Genomic DNA, 16,743 nt, shown 5'->3' with positions numbered 1-16,743 from the left:
GACGGGCGTAGAGCTTTGTCAACAGCAAAACTGGTGGCGAGGTGCGCCCGGGAGTGCCGGAAATTGCCGCTGCGCTGTATTTTTTTCCGGACCTTGCACCGCCAATTGTTCTCTTCGCTATGCCCCTGCATCATCTGAGCTACGCCGCCACCGGCGCCTTCTCGTCCTTTATAGCCGATTATATCACTCAGAACCCCGCGCTGCAGTCTTTTTACCACCGGTTTCCGCGGCTGGAGGAGTTTGGGGCCCAGATAGCTGAGAAGCAGGCCGCCTACTCGCCCGCGGCCCGGCAGCGGCTGGTAGCGGCCCTGCGGGAGCAATACCAGGGGCTGGACGAAGTGCATCCGGCCGTGGCCACCAACCTGGAACTGCTCAGCCAGGATACCACCTTCACCGTCACAACCGGCCACCAGCTGAATTTGCTCACCGGGCCGCTGTATTTCATCTACAAGATTATCACGACCCTGAAGCTGAGCCGGCAGCTCAAGGAGCAGTACCCGCAGTACGACTTCGTGCCCGTGTACTGGATGGCCACCGAGGACCACGACTTCGCCGAAATCAACCACTTTCACCTCTTCGGCAAAAAGCACGAGTGGCACAGTGAGCGGGTCGGTGGGCCGGTGGGCCGCATGGCCCTGGATGGCCTCGCGGAGCAGATTCTCGACCAGCTGCCCGCCGACGTGCCGGCTGCGTTTCGGGAAGCCTACCAGGCCGGCGGCACTCTCGCCGACGCCACCCGCCGCCTGGTGCACGCCCTGTTCGGGCAGTACGGGCTGGTGAGCATCGACGGCGACAGCGCCGCGCTGAAGCAGGCCCTGGTGCCGGTGCTGGAGCGCGAAATCCAGGAGCAGGCTTCTAACCACGCAGTACAGGCTACCAATGCGCAGTTAGAAGCCGCCGGCTACAAGCCCCAGATTTACTCCCGGCCGCTGAACCTGTTTTTCCTGACCAAGGAAGGCAAGCGGGAGCGGCTGGAACTCGACGGCGACTGTTATGCCGTGCGCAATACGGAGCTGTGCTACAGCCAGCAGGAGCTGCTGGAGCTGGCCCGCCGCCAACCCGAATGCTTCAGCCCCAACGTGGTGCTGCGGCCTCTGTACCAGGAAATGCTGCTGCCCAACCTGTGTTACATTGGCGGCGGGGCCGAGGTGGCCTACTGGTTTCAGCTCAAGCAGGTATTCAGCGACAACCAAGTGCCCTTTCCGATGCTGCTACTGCGCAACTCGGCCTTGTATCTGGGCAAGGCGGCGGCCGGCAAGCTACGCAAGCTGGGCCTCACACCCACCGATATTTTCCGGCCCCTGGCCGAGCTCAAAAAGCAGGTGGGCGCCACCCTGGGCCAGGAGGAAATCAGCCTGCGGGACCAGCAGCAGGCCATTGCCACGGCTTTTCAGCAAATCACCGACCTGGCCCAGCGCCTCGACCCGACCTTGGTGAAAACCGTGGCCGCCGAAGCCCAGAAAACGGCTGGCGGCGTGGCCGGCCTGGAAAAACGCCTGAGCAAAGCCGCCGAAGCCAAGCACGAAACCGCCTACTCCCAGCTCACGGCCGTCAAGGAAAAACTGTTTCCGGGCGGCGACCTGCAGGAACGGGTGGATAACGTGTTGTCCATTCTGATTAACAACCCGGGGTTTATAGCCCAGCTGCTGGATGGCTTCGAGCCGCTGGCCCTGGAGTTTGCCGTGGTGGAGGAAGAGTAACCGGCGGCCCGAGGATTTAAGCCCTAGGCGCATTCGGCTATTCCGGGTGCGCCTAGCGTGCTTTATATTGCTCTGCATTTTATCTGGGTATCCCTGCTAATCCTCGTCGTGCCAATATCCTCTCTACGTCCAGCCCTGCTCTTACCGGCCTTGCTCTTGGTTGCTGCTCTAGCGCAAGCCCAAACCATTACGGGCACGGTGCTCGATGCCAAGACCCACGAGCCGCTGCCCTATGTCAATATCGGGGTGCTGCGCAAAGGCGTGGGCACGGTGGCTAACGAGCTGGGGGCCTACCAGCTGCGCCTCGAAACGGCTCAGGCCACCGACACGGTACGGGTGTCGAGCCTGGGGTACCGGCCGCGCCTGCTGCGGGTGCAGGAGCTGCAGCAGCGGCCGGCGGTGGAGCTGAGCCCCGAGGCCGTGGTGCTGCGCGAGGTGAAAGTGAAAGCCAAAGGCCTGTACAAGCGGACCCGGGTACTGGGCTTCAACAAACCCGATGCCAGCGGCACCCTGTCGATGTCGTCGAACGACCTGGGCACGGAAATCGGCTCGGTTATCAACCTGAAAAACAAGCCAACCCGCCTGCTGAATGCTAACTTCAACGTGGCCTACAACCAGAGCGGCCCGCTGACTTTCCGGGTCAACATCTACCGCCTGCTGCCCAACGGCAAGCCCTCGGAGGAAAAGCTGCTGCGCCGCGACGTCATCGTGAAGACCAGCGTGGAGAAAGGCCCCATCAGCGTGGACCTCACGCCCGACCAGCTGATTCTCGACGAGGACTTTATGCTGACCCTGGAGTGGATTGGCGGCCCCGAAAATGCCAAGGTGAAGTCGCAGCTGGCCTTTGTAGCGGGGCTGGGCTACGCCAACAACGATTTTTACCTGCGCCAAACCAGTCAGGCGAGCTGGGAGCGGGCCTCGGTAGGGGCGGTACTGGCGGGCATGCAGCCCAAAATCAGCTTTTACGTAACGGTGCAGGACTAATTAACTCCAACAACTACCTCTGAGGGCTTCGTTGCTATATGGTGAAAAGTGAACTGCGCCGGCAGATGCTGTCCTGGCGCCGGGCCCTGTCGGACCTGGAGCTGGCGACCCGCAGCCAGCAGGTGGCCGCGCGGCTATTCCAGGAAACCGACCTCACCCGCCTGCAGACCGTGCACGTGTTTTTGCCCATTCAGCGGCAGCGCGAACTGGATACCTGGGGCATTATTCGCCGCTTCTGGCGCGAGTACCCGCGGGTGCGCGTGGCAGTGCCCGTGATGCAGGAAGACGGGCTTTCCCTGCGTCACTACCTGCTCACGCCCGAAACCGAGCTGGTTGAAAATGCCTGGGACGTGCCCGAGCCCCTGAATGCCGAAGAAGTGTCCCCCCAAGAGCTGGACGCGGTGCTGATTCCGCTGCTGGCCTTCGACGAGGCCGGCCACCGCGTGGGCTACGGCAAAGGCTTCTACGACCGGTTTCTGCAGCAGTGCCGCCCCGACGTGCGGCGCATCGGCCTCGCCCTAGAAGACCCCGTGCTGCGCATTACCGATGCCTGGGCGGGCGACGTGCGTCTGCATGCCTGCGTGACTCCCACGCGCGTGTGGCGCTTCGAGCAGTAGCGGCTTTAGAGCCTCGTACAACAAAGCGCCACAGTGAGCCGTTGCCTGAACGTCAGGTTTCTATATCTTACTCGCTATGGCCAACTCCCAACCCGCTCCTAATACCAGTCTGCGCTCCGCCCGCCGGAGCTTCCGCCGCATTCTGCACCCGGACATGACCCCAATGGTCGGGTTGGGCTTTCTGCTGGTGACCTTCTTCCTATTGGCCGCGGACTTTAAAAAGCCAACGGTAATGCAGCTAACGATGCCGGTTTCCAGTCGTGAGGAAGGAACGTGTTGTGGATGTAGAAGTGCCGGTGCTCTAACATTATTACTTGGTAAAGGCGGACAAGTGCATTATTACAAAGGAATGTACTTCGAGGAGATGCCGAAGCTGCATACTATTTATGGTGGTTCTAGTGGGCTGCGCCGGTTTATACTCGAAGAAAGGGCCTCAAACCCTAGCGTAGTCATTCTGATTAAGCCTACCGCCGATGCTAAGTATCGTGACTTAGTGGACGTGCTAGATGAGATGAATATTACCGACCAGAAAAAGTACGCGGTAATGGACTTGTATAAACTCGATTATGCCCTGCTGAAGCGGTACAACCTCTAGCTTTTGCCTTCACTATCCCTCAATGGCTAATTTTCGGCAGTTCGCTTACCAGCGCTCCGCCCGCCGGAGCTTCCGCCGGATTCTGCACCCGGACATGACGCCAATGGTCGGGTTGGGCTTTCTGCTGGTGACTTTTTTCCTATTGGCCGCGGACTTCACTAAAACGACCGTACTGCCGTTGTCGATGCCGGTGAAGCCGAAGATGGATCATGAACAGTCAACACTAGGACCGTGTGTTGGGGCAATGACGCTAATCCTAGGGGAGAACAACAAGGTGCATTACTACTACGGCCTACTGTCAGTAGATGTTAAACCTGAAATGCACACAACCAGCTTGACAGCTACGGGCCTGCGGCAAGTATTGCTGCAGGAAAAAGCAGAAAGCGGCAAATTTATCGTCTTAATCAAGTCCTCGGATAAAGCCAAATACCGCAATATGGTCGATGTGTTGGATGAGATGAACATCACTGATATGTACCGTTACGCGCTGGTAGACATGGCGCAAGGGGACTACGACTTGCTTCGGCAGCACGGCTTATAGCGCCAGTCACCGAGCTACTTCGGCAGCTCCTCAACCTTGGTAATGCGGGCCTGCCCCCAGGGCGCTACGCTGACGCGCACGAGCAAGGGGCGGCGGGCACCGGCTTTTTCCAGCGTCTGGCCGGAGTTTTCGGGTACGTAGTACCGCTCCAGGTTATAGCGCAGGCGCAGACCATGACGCCAGCTGTCCATGACCCAGCCGCGCAGAATAGCTTGTTCCGGGGCCACGGCGGGTTCGGTGGCATACACGCCGGCGGCTTCATACACGCCATTCTGGGCGTGGAGCACTACGTACACCGGCTGGTGTTTTTTGGGAGCCTCGGGGCCGTGCCAGAGCGTGGGCTTCACCTGGCTGATTGTGTAGTTGAGCCGCACGTAGTCGCCGTAGAGCAGGTCGCGCGGGTCGACGGGCGTGGTGCGCAGCGTGATGGTACGCCCCAGCGCGGTGGTGGCGTAGCCGGCGGCGGCTACGGCCAGCAGAAAGAGCATTTGTGCCCCTACGGCCAGGCCAATGAGGCGGCGGTGCGTAAAAAAGGTGCCGGTAGGTGACATAGCTATTCGGGCTGCTTAGACGACAACGACTGCGCGTTTTTCCGGCGCAAATACCAGCTCAGGCTCAGCAGCAGGGCCCCGCCGAGCAGGAAGAACAGCGACTTGTCCATAAAGGCCCAGGTTAGCTTGAAATAAGCCACCATCGTCGTCACAATAAAGAGCACCGTGCCCAGCGTGACTCGGTCGGCGTTGTTTTCCTGGTGGGCCCGCCAGAGCACCGTGCCCGAGTAGGCATACAGTACCACCAGCGTCGCAATAGCCAGGGCCAGGCCCCCGTGCAGGTAAAAGCCCGGCAGCAGCAGCAGCCAGTCGGTGGCGCTGCTTACCCGGCCCCGCTGGTACTTGCCCGCCACCGACAGCCCAAAGACTAGCAGCAAAGCACCGATGTAAGCCAGAAACGGGGGCCGCAGCATGCCCGCGTACGTATCGGCCTCGCCATACAGAGCCAAGCCCAGGGTAAACAGGAAAGCCGCGACAATGGGCGGCGCCTGCAGCGCCCGGCCGGCTGATCGGTCGGCCTGCCAGTCGCCGACGGCGTAGATCAGCATGGCCGGAATAAAGAACCAGGTGATTTTGGCGTGCAGGTGCCCAATCAGCAGGCCGGCCTGCCAGAGCAAGCCGGTGGCCAGCACCGTGCCCAGCAGCGCATCGGGACGGCGCCACCAGTAGTAGCCCAGCCCAAACACGGTCAGGGCCGCGGTGAAATAGCTGAAGCCCCCGAGCTGCCCGGTGCTGTAGCCCTGCACGATGCCCCCGATGCAGGCCATCAGAATAAACAGGAAGCGGCTGTGGTAGAGGTAGGTAAGGGCCGTGCCGGCCAGAGCCCAGGCCAGCAGGCCGGTAGCGTCATAACCAATGAGCTGGTACATCTGACTGGTCAGGATAATGCCGCAGCCGAACAGAATCAGGCCCAGCCCAATCAGGCCCATGCCCAGCGACTCGTTGCGGCGGGCCAGGAAATATTCGCCCCCGGCGTAGGCCCCGCCCATGCTACCCAGCAGCAGGAGCAGCCGCAGCCACTCGGGCAGGCCCTGCCAGTTGGCCGCCACCACGCTCAGCGCGCTAAGGCCCACCAGCAGGCTGCCCAGCAGGGGCAGCAAACCCACCACTTTCCCCTCGTTGGGGTAGAGGGCCAGGAGCTGCTGGTGCTGCTCGGGCGTGATGATGCCTTTGCGCACCCACTCGGGGCCATCGGTTTCAAGCAGGTTTCGACTCATCGGTGAAGGTAGGCGGTGGTAGCAAGTACGGGAGAATAGGGACAGAAGGGGCTAAAGCGGCTTGCGGGCCCGGGTCATTTCGCGCTTGCCGGGTGGGCCAGGCAGCTTTTCTACCAGCCAGCCGGCCGCTTTCAGGCTGCGTCGGAAGCTGCCCTTGGCGCAATAACTCACCAGGATTCCATCGGGGGCCGTTGCCCGGAGAAGCTGCTCAAACACGGCTTCCGTCCACATATCGGGCTGCTTTTCGGGAGCAAAGGCATCGAAGTACACCACGTCGTAGTGCCGGGCCGGCAGGCTGGTTTCCTGTAGGGCCGAGTGCAGCTTGCGCAGCCGGAAGCGGGGCGTCAGGGCGGCGGTTTGCTGCCAGGGCGCGGCGTGCAGCTGCTCGTGGTAGGCCAGCAGTTCGGGGTTCAGGACGTAGCGCTCCACGCCCAAGCTTTGAATAACGGCCGGCGGCAGCGGATACTTTTCCAGGGTGTCGTATTCGATGACCTGACTGGCACTCAGGCTGCGCTGCAGCGTCAGCAGGGCATTCAGGCCGGTGCCAAAGCCGATTTCCAGTACCCGCACCGGGGTAGCCGCGTCGAGCTTGGGCTCCAGGCCGGCACCGAGGTACACGTGCTGGGCTTCCTGCAAAGCGCCGTGGGTGGAATGGTAATGCTCATCCAGGGCTGGCACGTAGAGCGTGCTCGAACCATCTGCTGTGGTTCGAACCTCTACTTTTACGCCGCCTTCGGTTTCGTGCATCATATCTTCTTTCGCTCAGTTCTTGCAAAATGGCCCGTGTAAAAGTAGCGTTACCCGCCGCATATTCCCTGACGGTGCAGATTCCGGTCCGCATCACCGACCTCAATTACGGCGGACACCTGGGTAATGATGCCCTGCTCAGCGTGCTGCACGAGGCCCGGGTGCAGTTCTTGCAGCACGTGGGCCTCACTGAGTTGGACCACGCGACGCGTCTGGGTACCATCATGGCCGATGTAGCCATCGAGTACAAGGGCGAGGCCTTCTACGGCGACGTGCTCCACATTCAGCTCGCCGCCACCGACCTGAGCAAGTACGGTTTCGACGTCGTGTACTGGGTTAAAAACCAGGAGGGCCGCGAAATTGCCCGGGCCAAAACCGGCATGCTGCTTTTTGACTACAACACCCGCAAGCTCCGGAGCATGAACTCGGAGCTCACCCAGCAACTGGGCGGCGGAGCCGAGTAGCCATGTTTCAGCTGCTGCTTATTTCCCCGCCCGAGCCGGTGCCGCACGAACACCAGTTGCTCAAGGCCCTGTTTGACGCTGGCCTTACCACCTTTCATCTCCGCAAACCCGGCGCAAGCGTAGCTGAGGTGGAATCCTACCTGCAGGCTGTGCCCCGGGAATTTCACAGCCGCATCATGCTGCACCAGCACCACGCGCTGGCCGGGCAATTGGGGTTGCGAGGGGTGCATTTGCCCGCGGCGGCTCGGGCCGTTTGGGAAGGGAAGCTTGGGCCGGGTCAGCGTCTGTCCACCTCATTGCATAGCCTGCCCGAGCTGGCCGCCGCGCCGCCGCGCTACGACTACGTGTTTCTAAGCCCGATTTTCGACAGCATCAGCAAGGCTGGCTACAGGGCTGGTTTCGAGTTGGCGGAGCTGCGGGCCGCTTTGCAAGGGCCGGCTCAGCCGCTGGTACTGGCTCTCGGCGGCGTGGACGCGGCTACGCTGCCTATTGCGCAGGAGCTGGGCTTTGCCGGGGCCGCCGTGCTGGGCGCCGTCTGGCAGCAGCCCAACCCGGTAGCCGCGTTTCGGGAGTTGCAGCGGGTAGCCACCGCGCGAGCTTAGTGGTTCGCGCTACTGTCGTGCTATAGCCGTTAGGGTGGGGTCCCAGTCCTTCCAGACCGGCTCGTAGCCCTGGCGCCGGAGCATGGCGGCCATTTCCTGGGGGCTGCGCTCGTCCGAAATCTCGAATTGCTCCAACGATTCGGGAGCCACGGCGTAGCCGCCGGGGTTGGTTTTGGAGCCGGCGCTGATGCTGGTAATGCCCAGGCGGATGATGTTGTCGCGGAAGGTGGGGCTTTCCCGGGTTGAAATGGATAGCTCCACTTCCTCGTTGAGCAGGCGGTAGGCGCAAATCAGCTGCACCAGCTCCCGGTCACTCATCTCAACTTTGGGCTGCAAAAGGCCTTCCGCCGGACGCAGGCGCGGAAACGAGAGGCTGTACTTGGTTTGCCAGTAGGTTTTTTCGAGGTAGTCGAGGTGCAGAGCGGTGTAGAAGGCATCAGGGCGCCAGTCTTCCAGGCCGAAGAGCACACCCAGCCCCATCTTGTGAATGCCGGCCCGGCCCAGCCGGTCGGGGGTGTCGAGGCGGTAGTGGAAGTTGCTTTTCCTGCCCTTGGGGTGGTGCTTTTTGTAGCCCTGTTGGTGGTAGGTTTCCTGGTAAACGAGCACCGTATTGAGCCCCTGCGGAATCAGCCGCTCGTAGTCCTGCTGGTCGAGGGGCTGCACTTCCATCGAAAGGTGGGCGAAGTGGGGCCGCAACGTGCGCAGCGCTTTTTCCAGGTACTCTACGCCTACGGTCTGGTTGGCCTCGCCGGTGACCAGCAGCACGTGGTCGTAGCCCCAGCCCTTGAGCACGGCCGCCTCCTGCAGCATTTCCACGCTGCTCAGGGTGCGGCGCCGAATATTGTTATCCAGGCTGAAGCCACAGTAGGTGCAGATGTTCTGGCACTCGTTGCTCAGGTACAGGGGCGCGTAGAGCTGCACCGTGTTGCCGAACCGCTGGCGCGTGAGCTGCTGACTGAGCTGGGCCATACGTTCCAAATACGGGGCCGCGGCCGGCGAAATCAGGGCCTGGAAATCATTCAGCGTCCGTTTCGAAGCGGCCAAAGCCCGCTCCACATCGGCCGCCGTCTTAGCGTAGATACCGGCTTTAACATCGTCCCAGGCGTGGGCTTCGAAAATAGGGCGGAAGGACATAAGTGAAAGAAAGAAAATAATTGACCGTCCTGCTGAGCTTGTCGAAGCAGGACGGTCTGATAGAGCGGTTGGACTTCCAGCTAGTCCAGAAAAGCCGTAAGCGGGGAGCTGGCTACGGCATGAGTAGCCGGTGCAGCCAGCTTGGCTTCGTAGGCCAGGCGGCCGGCTTCCACGGCCAGGCGGAAAGCCTGAGCCATGGCCACGGGCTGCCCGGCCACGGCAATGGCCGTGTTGACCAGCACCGCGTCGGCGCCCATTTCCAGGGCCGCCGCCGCGTGCGAGGGGGCCCCGATACCGGCATCGACTACCACCGGCACCCGGCTCTGGCCGATAATGATTTCCAGAAACTCGCGGGTCAGCAGGCCTTTGTTGGAGCCGATGGGAGAGCCCAGAGGCATTACGGCGGCCACGCCCACTTCTTCCAGGCGCTTGCAGAGCACCGGGTCGGCGTGGACGTAGGGCAGCACCACGAAGCCGAGCTTGACGAGCTCTTCGGCCGCCTTCAGGGTTTCGACCGGGTCGGGCAGCAGGTACTTGGGGTCGGGGTGAATTTCGAGCTTAAGCCAGTTGGTTTCCAGGGCTTCGCGGGCCAGCTGGGCGGCAAACACGGCTTCCTTGGCCGTGCGTACCCCGGAGGTGTTGGGCAGCAGGCTGAACTGCTCGTGGCCCAGGTGACGCAGCAAATCGTCGTCGGCCGACGTTACATCCACGCGCTTCAGGGCTACCGTCACCAGCTCCGAGCCAGAAGCCAGCAGGGCTTCTTCCATCAACGCGGCTGAACTGAACTTGCCGGTGCCGGTAAACAAGCGGGACGAAAACGTGCGGCCGGCAATAACCAGGGGGTGGGTTGTCATAGGGGAAGTAGATGTACTGGTTATTCGTGGTCAACTCGCCAAAAATCCACGTGCTCCACCAGTTCCTTGGCGGCTGCGGTAGGATCTGTTGCGCCCCCGATGGCGCCCGATACTGCCAGCCCGTGTACAAGGGTTGACAGTACCAAAGCCACATCATCATTTTGTATGCCGCCAATGGCAACAACTGGGACATGAATTCCTGCTTCCCGGCATTGTTGCATAATGCTGCTGTACCCTTCCAGCCCCAGAATCGGACTCAGCTTTTCCTTGGTGGTCGTGAAGCGGAACGGCCCGAGCCCGATATAATCCACGCCGGCCTGCACGAGCTGCTCAATGTCAGCAAAGGTGTTGGCCGTGCCCCCGATAATTTTACTGGGTCCGAGCAGCACACGGGCCTCGATGGGGCTCATGTCCTGCTTGCCCAAGTGTACCCCTTCGGCCCCGATTTCCAGGGCCAACCCGGGGTTGTCGTTGATGATGAGCGTGGCCCCGTAGCGTTGGCACACGGCCTGGGTGTCGAGGGCCAATTGCCGCCACTGGTCCGGCGCGGCGTTTTTCACGCGGAGCTGGACCCAGCGCACCCCGCCGCGGCAGGCCTGCTCGGCGTGCTCGGGCCGGTCGGTAATGAAATGAAGGTTGCTGATCTGCATAGCAGTAGTTAGCGGAAAGAGTGGTAGCCCAGCAGCGTGTCGTTGCTGGCCAGAAAAGCGGTGGTGTACTGCTTGCCCAGCCGGCAGGCCTCGGGCAAGGATTGGCCCAGGGCCAGCTGGGCCAGAATGGCGGCCGACAGCACGCAGCCGCTGCCGTGCTTTTCGCCCTGGGGCAGGCGGCACTGGCTGAAATGGTACTGCTCCCCGTCCAGAAATAGCGCATCCGTGGCCTCGTTGCCGCTGGCGTGGCCGCCTTTGAGCAACACCGGGCAAAAAGTAGAGGCGTCGGTGGCTGCCGCCTCGGCCGAAGCCGTGGGCCACAGCCGAAGCATCTCCGGCAAGTTGGGCGTAATCAGGCTGCATTCGGTCAGCAGCTCCAAGACCAGCTTCCAATCGGGCTGCCGGTGAAATTCGTAACCGGCCGTGGCCTTCAGCACCGGGTCCCAGACGATGCGTTGGCCGGGGTAGTACTGCCGCAGCCACCGCAGCAGCGCCAGTAGCTGGGGCAGGCTCTCGAACAGGCCGATTTTAACGAAGTCTACCGAAAACCGGCTTAGCAGCACCCGAATCTGGTCCTGCACGTCGGCCAGCGGCACCCAGTTCACCCGCTCAAAGGCCACGTCGTTCTGCACCGTCAGGGCCGTGCACACGCCCAGGCCGTACACGCCGTGGGCTTCCAGCGTTTTGCAGTCAGCTAGCAGGCCGGCCCCGGCACTGGGGTCGAAGCCGGCAATACTCAGGGCGTAAGGGCGAGTCATTGAGCTAGAGCTTAGAACTCAGAACCGAGAACGTAGAGTTTAGAAGTTGTTCTTAATGAGCAAGAACGATTCTAAGTTCTAAGCTCTCAGTTCTGAGTTCTCCATTAAAGACTACAGGTAGATTTCACTGCCTTTGTCCACGAACTCCCGCGACTTCTCGGCCAGGCCGGCGGCCAGCACCTGGGCGGCGGTCAGGTCCTGGGTGGCGGCGTAGTCGCGCACTTCCTGGGTGATTTTCATCGAGCAGAAGTGGGGGCCGCACATGGAGCAGAAGTGGGCCACCTTGGCGCCTTCGGCGGGCAGGGTTTCGTCGTGGTACTCCCGGGCCGTGTCGGGGTCCAGCGAGAGGTTGAACTGGTCTTCCCAGCGGAACTCGAAGCGGGCCTTGCTCAGGGCGTTGTCGCGGTACTGAGCACCGGGGTGGCCCTTGGCCAGGTCGGCGGCGTGGGCGGCTATCTTGTAGGCAATGACGCCGTCTTTCACGTCCTGCTTGTTGGGCAGGCCCAGGTGCTCCTTGGGCGTCACGTAGCAGAGCATGGCCGTGCCAAACCAGCCAATCATGGCCGCCCCGATGGCCGAGGTAATATGGTCGTAGCCGGGGGCAATGTCCGTGGTCAGCGGGCCGAGGGTGTAGAACGGGGCCTCGTGGCACTCCTTGAGCTGCTTGTCCATGTTTTCCTTGATCAGGTGCATGGGCACGTGGCCGGGGCCTTCAATCATTACCTGCACGTCGTGGGCCCAGGCAATCTTGGTCAGCTCGCCCAGGGTTTCGAGCTCGGCAAACTGGGCCTCGTCGTTGGCGTCGGCAATGGAGCCGGGCCGCAGCCCGTCGCCGAGCGAAAAGGCCACGTCGTAGGCCTTCATGATCTGGCAGATTTCCTCGAAGTGGGTGTAGAGGAAGCTCTCCTTATGGTGGGCCAGGCACCACTTGGCCATAATCGAGCCCCCGCGCGACACGATGCCGGTCACGCGCTTGGCCGTCAGCGGGATGTAGCGCAGGAGCACCCCGGCGTGGATGGTGAAGTAATCCACGCCCTGCTCGGCCTGCTCGATGAGCGTGTCGCGGAACAGCTCCCAGGTCAGGTCCTCGGCCTTGCCGTTCACTTTTTCCAAAGCCTGGTAAATCGGCACCGTGCCCACCGGCACCGGGCAGTTGCGGATAATCCACTCCCGCGTCTCGTGAATATTCTTGCCCGTGCTCAAATCCATGAGCGTGTCGCCGCCCCAGCGGCAGCTCCACACGGCCTTGTCTACCTCTTCCTCAATGCTCGACGTGACGGCCGAGTTGCCGATGTTGGTGTTGATTTTCACCAGGAAGTTGCGCCCGATAATCATGGGTTCGGCTTCGGGGTGGTTGATGTTGGAGGGAATCACGGCCCGACCCGCGGCAACTTCCTGGCGCACAAACTCGGGCGTGATGTAACCCTGGGGCGTGTTGGCCCCGAAGCTGTGCCCGCGGTGCTGCACCCGCAGCGGGTCATCCTGGGCCAGCTGGTCGATGCGCTGGTTTTCCCGGATGGCAATGTATTCCATTTCGGGCGTGATAATGCCCTGCTTGGCGTAGTGCATCTGGCTCACGTTGCGGCCCGCTTTGGCCCGGTACGGCCGCCGGATGTGCTCGAAGCGCAGGGCATCCAGCGAAGCATCGGCGGCCCGCATCTGCCCGTATTCCGACGAAGTGCCAGGCAGCTGCTCCACGTCGCCGCGGTTCAGAACCCAGTCCTCGCGCAGGCGGGGCAGGCCTTTTTTCAGGTCGATGCTGACATCCGGGTCGGTGTAGGGGCCGCTGGTGTCGTACACCGTCACGGGCAGGTTCTGCTCCGTGGGGTTCACAAAGTCGAACTTGCGCTGGGTGTCGCTGAGCACGATTTCGCGCATGGCCACCCGCAGGTCGGGGTAGAGCTGGCCGGGCACGTAGATCTTGCGCGAGCCGGTCAGGGGCTGGCGCTCCACCAGCGTCTGCTGGGGGGCTTGGTCTTTTTTCTTCATCGGAAAAGGCAGTGGAAACGGGACGTGGCGCGGCCTAGCCCCCTTGGGTGGCGCGAATAATCGTAATCCGGTCGTGGGCCCGCAGCTCGTGGGCGGGCCAGTCGGGGCGAGGTACCACCACGTCATTCACGGCCACGGCAATACCGCGCAGGTGCAGGAGCTGCAGCTGGTCCAGGGTAGCCGTTAGGGTAGGGGAAGCCGGAGCCTCGCAGGGTTTATCGTTGACAAATAGCGTCATGCAACAAGCAGAGTAGCAGGTTGATGGAAGTCAGAACAATAAACAGTAGGAGGCGCACGCCACGAGCCCGAAGAGACAGGGTCCCGTTTCAGTCACTTTTCCCTTCGCCAGCATTACCTGGATCAGGTTCAAAGGGTATTTCTCAGTCCTGCGCGGCAGAACACCCCTAAAGTTTATGCCGGCAAGGTAAGCGGTAATGTGCTGATGTGCTAATGTGGAGAATGTATAAAATGTAGGGAATGTGGATTGAATGTGGAAAATGGGCGGAATGTGCTCAGGTGCTAATGTGGATAATGTGTCATTGCGAGCAGAGCGAAGCAATCCGTCCTCTGAAATGAGCTGAGTCTTCTCTTGTGAAAAGCCCTTTCCCCTCGAGAAAGGGTTTTGTGGGTAAAGAGCGGATCTACCTTCGCAGAGGACGGATTGCTTCGCTCTGCTCGCAATGACACGTCATTTAGCACATCAGCACATTAATCATTAGCACATTAGAAAAAGGCACTATTACTGGTGCGGATATGTTGGAGGCCAGCGACATAGTGGGAGGTGAGTAAACCTAAAACTCACTAAATCACTATTTCACTAAATCACCTGTCGTATCTTTGCAGCTATGATGATTGACCTGCCTGTTGTTTCCAAGCGCGATATTCGCAAACTCACGCCCGACGAGCTCAAAGCCTTTATGGTGGAGCACGGCGAAAAACCCTTCCGCGCCAAGCAGGTGCTGGAGTGGCTGTGGAAGAATACGGCCGGCTCATTCGAGGAAATGAACAACATTTCCCTCTCGACCCGGGAGCTGCTGGCCAAGCACTTCGTCATCAACGGCGTGGCCGTCCAGAATCAGCAACTCAGCAACGACGGCACCATCAAGTCGGCCTTCCGCCTGCACGACGGCAACATCGTGGAGGGCGTACTCATCCCGCACGACACGCGCATGACGGCCTGCATCAGCTCGCAGGTGGGCTGCTCGCTCACGTGTAAGTTTTGCGCCACGGGCTACATGGAGCGCAAGCGCAACCTCGACGCGGCCGAAATCTACGACCAGGTGGTGCGCATCCGCGAGCAGTGCGAGGCCCAGTACGGCACGCCCCTCACCAACATCGTGTACATGGGCATGGGTGAGCCCCTGCTCAACTACGCCAACGTGGTGAAGAGCGTGGAGCGCATCACGGCCCCCGACGGGCTGAACATGGCTCCGCGCCGCATCACTATCAGCACCGCCGGCATCGCCAAGATGATCAAGAAGCTGGCCGACGACGACGTGAAAGCCAACCTGGCTTTGTCGCTGCACGCGCCCAATGATACCAAGCGCAACGAAATCATGCCCATCAACGAGGCCAACTCCCTGGCCGCGCTGAAGGACGCCTTGCAGTACTACCACCAGAAAACCGGCCGCAAAGTCACTTACGAATACATTGTATTCGAGAACTTCAACGACACGCTGGAGGACGCCGCCGAGTTGTACCAGATTTCGAAGTGGCTGCCCTGCAAGGTGAATTTGATTGAGTACAACCCCATCGAAAACGCCAGCTACCAGAACGCCGAAGCCGACAAAATCACGGCCTTCCATAAGTTTCTGGCCGACCGGGGTGTGCAAACCAACATCCGCCGCTCGCGTGGCAAAGATATTGACGCGGCCTGCGGGCAGCTGGCGGTGAAAGAGAAGACGGAGGCCTCTGCTTAATTCTGCTTTTTCTTCTCTACTTCGTCTAGGCTAACCTGCATCAGGTAGCCGGGGCACTGCTCGGCCATGAGCAAGGCTATTTTGCGGCCAATAAGCTCGAGGTCGGCTTGCTTTTCCAGCACTTGATTGCCGTAGATTGTCTTGACGGCTTTTTCGTGGATGGTAAACGTCGACTGCATGGCCTGAGTCATGATGTCGGTCCGTTCCTGAGGCGTGCGGCTGGCCAGAGGCGCCTTCTGATTCTCTTTGTCCATGTATTCGCAGACGGAGACAGTCATTTTCTGCAGCAAGGGCTGCTCTTTAGCGCTTATCGTAGGCTTGCCTTGGTAGGCGTTCATGCCCATGCGCATAATCAGGCCCTGGGCAATCTGGCATTCGCGGCCCAGCAGCAAGATTACGTCCGTGCCAACGGCGCGGCCAATAGCCTGCGAATCGCCATTATTCTTGGTAGCCTGCTCCAGAAAAGCCGTGAACTGGTCGGCGTGCTGGCTCATGCTGGCAAAAAGGCTGCTGGTTATCAGAGACTTTCCTTCTTCCGGCGTCAGCGTATTCAGGGGTTTTTTCTTGTTTTCTTCTTCAAGCCGGGCACATAGCGTGGCCGAGAGGTTGCGCACTAGCTTGCCCTGACCGGCCAGGGTATCGGGTTGCAATACGGTAGCAGTAGCGGCATGAGTAAGTCCAACGAGGATGCTGAGCGTAAGTAGCGTTTTTTTCATCCCGGCAAGATACTGCTCGGCTGGCTGGCTAGCCGCATGTTGCCCAGCGAGTTTGCACTTTTATTTGAGTCGCTCGAGCAGAAAGTAGCCCAGCGGCCCGGCCGGGTGGGGCACAGCCCGGATGGGCTCGGCGGGTGTGGTAGGCTGATCCGCGGAGGCGTAGTCGGGGCCACTGTCGGTGCCGGCATCGTAGGACGCGGCCGGAATGGTGCGGGTAGCGGCCCAGGTCTGGTCGGCATTCAGCAGGCTTTCACCGGTAATGCCGACAAACCAGTCGGGGCTGGGCGCTATCATCGTCACGACGGATACCAGCGGGTGCGCAAGGCTTACGCGCAGCGTATCGGTCAGGGTGCCGGGCGAGGCCGTGGCGACGCGGCCATCGAGCAGGCGAAAGGCTTTTTGCTGTCCCCGCAGCGCGTTAATTTCCGTGCGCAAAGCGGTGTTGTTGCCCAGCTCAGCCATGTTCTTAATGCCCGGGCTGGCCGGAGTGCCCACCCGGAATAGGCGGGTTTCGTCGCTGGCCTCGTGGGAAGCTCCGATAAGCGGGGAGAAGTGTGCCCCGGCCGGGTAGCTGCCCGGATGGGTGGCGGCGCTCCAGGTAGCCACGAAAGACACCCGGTACAAGGCCGAGCGTTCCGGCTCCGGCTTTGCCTCAGGTGTAGGGGCACAGGCCGCCAGCACCAAGGTCATTATCAGAAGCAAACA

19 protein-coding genes and 1 riboswitch are annotated in these 16,743 nt (G+C 61.0%); of the genes, 8 read left to right on the top strand and 11 right to left on the bottom strand.

Annotated features, from left to right (window positions below; genetic code table 11):
• The first annotated feature begins 119 nt into the window (after nucleotides 1–119).
• From bshC to E5K02_RS14255, 5 genes are all read left to right on the top strand, one after another.
• Complete coding sequence (gene bshC / locus E5K02_RS14275) at nucleotides 120–1,700, top strand: bacillithiol biosynthesis cysteine-adding enzyme BshC (RefSeq protein ID WP_135395606.1); 1,581 nt, start codon at nucleotides 120–122, stop codon at nucleotides 1,698–1,700.
• Nucleotides 1,701–1,856: 156 nt separating this feature from the next.
• Nucleotides 1,857–2,684 (top strand): carboxypeptidase-like regulatory domain-containing protein, encoded by an 828-nt coding sequence (locus E5K02_RS14270; RefSeq protein WP_167856405.1) that lies wholly within the window; start codon nucleotides 1,857–1,859, stop codon nucleotides 2,682–2,684.
• A 38-nt stretch (nucleotides 2,685–2,722) separates the two neighbouring features.
• On the top strand, nucleotides 2,723–3,301 hold the full coding sequence (locus E5K02_RS14265) for a 5-formyltetrahydrofolate cyclo-ligase (RefSeq protein ID WP_135395602.1): 579 nt from the start codon (nucleotides 2,723–2,725) through the stop codon (nucleotides 3,299–3,301).
• Between the two features lie 76 nt (nucleotides 3,302–3,377).
• Nucleotides 3,378–3,896 carry an ExbD/TolR family protein gene (locus E5K02_RS14260; protein ID WP_135395600.1) on the top strand — a complete coding sequence of 173 codons (519 nt, stop codon included), beginning with the start codon at nucleotides 3,378–3,380 and terminating at the stop codon, nucleotides 3,894–3,896.
• 22 nt (nucleotides 3,897–3,918) lie between these two features.
• Nucleotides 3,919–4,437 carry an ExbD/TolR family protein gene (locus E5K02_RS14255; protein ID WP_135395598.1) on the top strand — a complete coding sequence of 173 codons (519 nt, stop codon included), beginning with the start codon at nucleotides 3,919–3,921 and terminating at the stop codon, nucleotides 4,435–4,437.
• A 14-nt stretch (nucleotides 4,438–4,451) separates the two neighbouring features.
• On the opposite strand, the gene E5K02_RS14250 is transcribed toward E5K02_RS14255, so the two are convergent.
• From E5K02_RS14250 to mnmD, 3 genes are read right to left on the bottom strand one after another with little or no spacing between them, the layout of a single operon-like run.
• On the bottom strand, nucleotides 4,452–4,988 hold the full coding sequence (locus E5K02_RS14250) for a GDYXXLXY domain-containing protein (RefSeq protein ID WP_135395596.1): 537 nt from the start codon (nucleotides 4,986–4,988) through the stop codon (nucleotides 4,452–4,454).
• Between the two features lie 2 nt (nucleotides 4,989–4,990).
• Nucleotides 4,991–6,205 carry a DUF2157 domain-containing protein gene (locus tag E5K02_RS14245; protein WP_135395595.1) on the bottom strand — a complete coding sequence of 405 codons (1,215 nt, stop codon included), beginning with the start codon at nucleotides 6,203–6,205 and terminating at the stop codon, nucleotides 4,991–4,993.
• Nucleotides 6,206–6,256: 51 nt separating this feature from the next.
• Entirely contained in the window at nucleotides 6,257–6,955 is a 699-nt protein-coding gene (mnmD, locus tag E5K02_RS14240) for a tRNA (5-methylaminomethyl-2-thiouridine)(34)-methyltransferase MnmD (protein WP_240737281.1), read from the bottom strand.
• Nucleotides 6,956–6,981: 26 nt separating this feature from the next.
• Between mnmD and E5K02_RS14235 the strand changes: the two genes are divergently transcribed.
• The gene (locus E5K02_RS14235) at nucleotides 6,982–7,416 is read left to right on the top strand and encodes a thioesterase family protein (RefSeq protein ID WP_135395593.1); all 435 of its coding nucleotides are present in this window, start codon (nucleotides 6,982–6,984) and stop codon (nucleotides 7,414–7,416) included.
• 2 nt (nucleotides 7,417–7,418) lie between these two features.
• Nucleotides 7,419–8,018: a thiamine phosphate synthase gene (locus E5K02_RS14230; RefSeq protein WP_135395591.1), complete on the top strand. Its 600-nt coding sequence runs from the start codon at nucleotides 7,419–7,421 to the stop codon at nucleotides 8,016–8,018.
• A 9-nt stretch (nucleotides 8,019–8,027) separates the two neighbouring features.
• Here E5K02_RS14230 and thiH read toward each other — a convergent pair whose 3' ends face one another.
• The 6 genes from thiH to thiS form a co-directional block, all read right to left on the bottom strand.
• Nucleotides 8,028–9,152, bottom strand: coding sequence for a 2-iminoacetate synthase ThiH (gene thiH, locus E5K02_RS14225; protein WP_135395589.1), 1,125 nt, complete (start codon nucleotides 9,150–9,152; stop codon nucleotides 8,028–8,030).
• An 80-nt stretch (nucleotides 9,153–9,232) separates the two neighbouring features.
• Nucleotides 9,233–10,006, bottom strand: a complete 774-nt coding sequence (locus tag E5K02_RS14220; RefSeq protein WP_135395587.1) for a thiazole synthase — start codon at nucleotides 10,004–10,006, stop codon at nucleotides 9,233–9,235.
• Between the two features lie 20 nt (nucleotides 10,007–10,026).
• Nucleotides 10,027–10,656 (bottom strand): thiamine phosphate synthase, encoded by a 630-nt coding sequence (locus tag E5K02_RS14215; RefSeq protein WP_135395585.1) that lies wholly within the window; start codon nucleotides 10,654–10,656, stop codon nucleotides 10,027–10,029.
• A gap of 8 nt (nucleotides 10,657–10,664) precedes the next feature.
• The gene (locus E5K02_RS14210; protein WP_135395583.1) at nucleotides 10,665–11,414 is read right to left on the bottom strand and encodes a hydroxymethylpyrimidine/phosphomethylpyrimidine kinase; all 750 of its coding nucleotides are present in this window, start codon (nucleotides 11,412–11,414) and stop codon (nucleotides 10,665–10,667) included.
• Nucleotides 11,415–11,525: 111 nt separating this feature from the next.
• Nucleotides 11,526–13,403, bottom strand: a complete 1,878-nt coding sequence (thiC, locus tag E5K02_RS14205) for a phosphomethylpyrimidine synthase ThiC (protein ID WP_135395581.1) — start codon at nucleotides 13,401–13,403, stop codon at nucleotides 11,526–11,528.
• 34 nt (nucleotides 13,404–13,437) lie between these two features.
• Nucleotides 13,438–13,641, bottom strand: coding sequence for a sulfur carrier protein ThiS (gene thiS, locus E5K02_RS14200; RefSeq protein WP_135395579.1), 204 nt, complete (start codon nucleotides 13,639–13,641; stop codon nucleotides 13,438–13,440).
• 82 nt (nucleotides 13,642–13,723) lie between these two features.
• Nucleotides 13,724–13,819: riboswitch (TPP riboswitch) on the bottom strand.
• Nucleotides 13,820–14,251: 432 nt separating this feature from the next.
• Between thiS and rlmN the strand changes: the two genes are divergently transcribed.
• Complete coding sequence (gene rlmN / locus E5K02_RS14195; RefSeq protein WP_167856426.1) at nucleotides 14,252–15,322, top strand: 23S rRNA (adenine(2503)-C(2))-methyltransferase RlmN; 1,071 nt, start codon at nucleotides 14,252–14,254, stop codon at nucleotides 15,320–15,322.
• Here rlmN and E5K02_RS14190 read toward each other — a convergent pair.
• Both E5K02_RS14190 and E5K02_RS14185 read right to left on the bottom strand, forming a co-directional pair.
• Complete coding sequence (locus tag E5K02_RS14190; protein ID WP_135395575.1) at nucleotides 15,319–16,038, bottom strand: hypothetical protein; 720 nt, start codon at nucleotides 16,036–16,038, stop codon at nucleotides 15,319–15,321. The genes rlmN and E5K02_RS14190 overlap by 4 nt on opposite strands.
• A 60-nt stretch (nucleotides 16,039–16,098) precedes the next feature.
• On the bottom strand, nucleotides 16,099–16,728 hold the full coding sequence (locus tag E5K02_RS14185) for a spondin domain-containing protein (protein WP_167856404.1): 630 nt from the start codon (nucleotides 16,726–16,728) through the stop codon (nucleotides 16,099–16,101).
• Nucleotides 16,729–16,743 lie beyond the last annotated feature (15 nt).

Source organism: Hymenobacter metallicola (assembly GCF_004745645.1).
GTDB lineage: Bacteria > Bacteroidota > Bacteroidia > Cytophagales > Hymenobacteraceae > Hymenobacter > Hymenobacter metallicola.
Note: the sequence above shows the minus strand (reverse complement) of the source record. Positions and strands in the feature narration are given on the sequence as shown.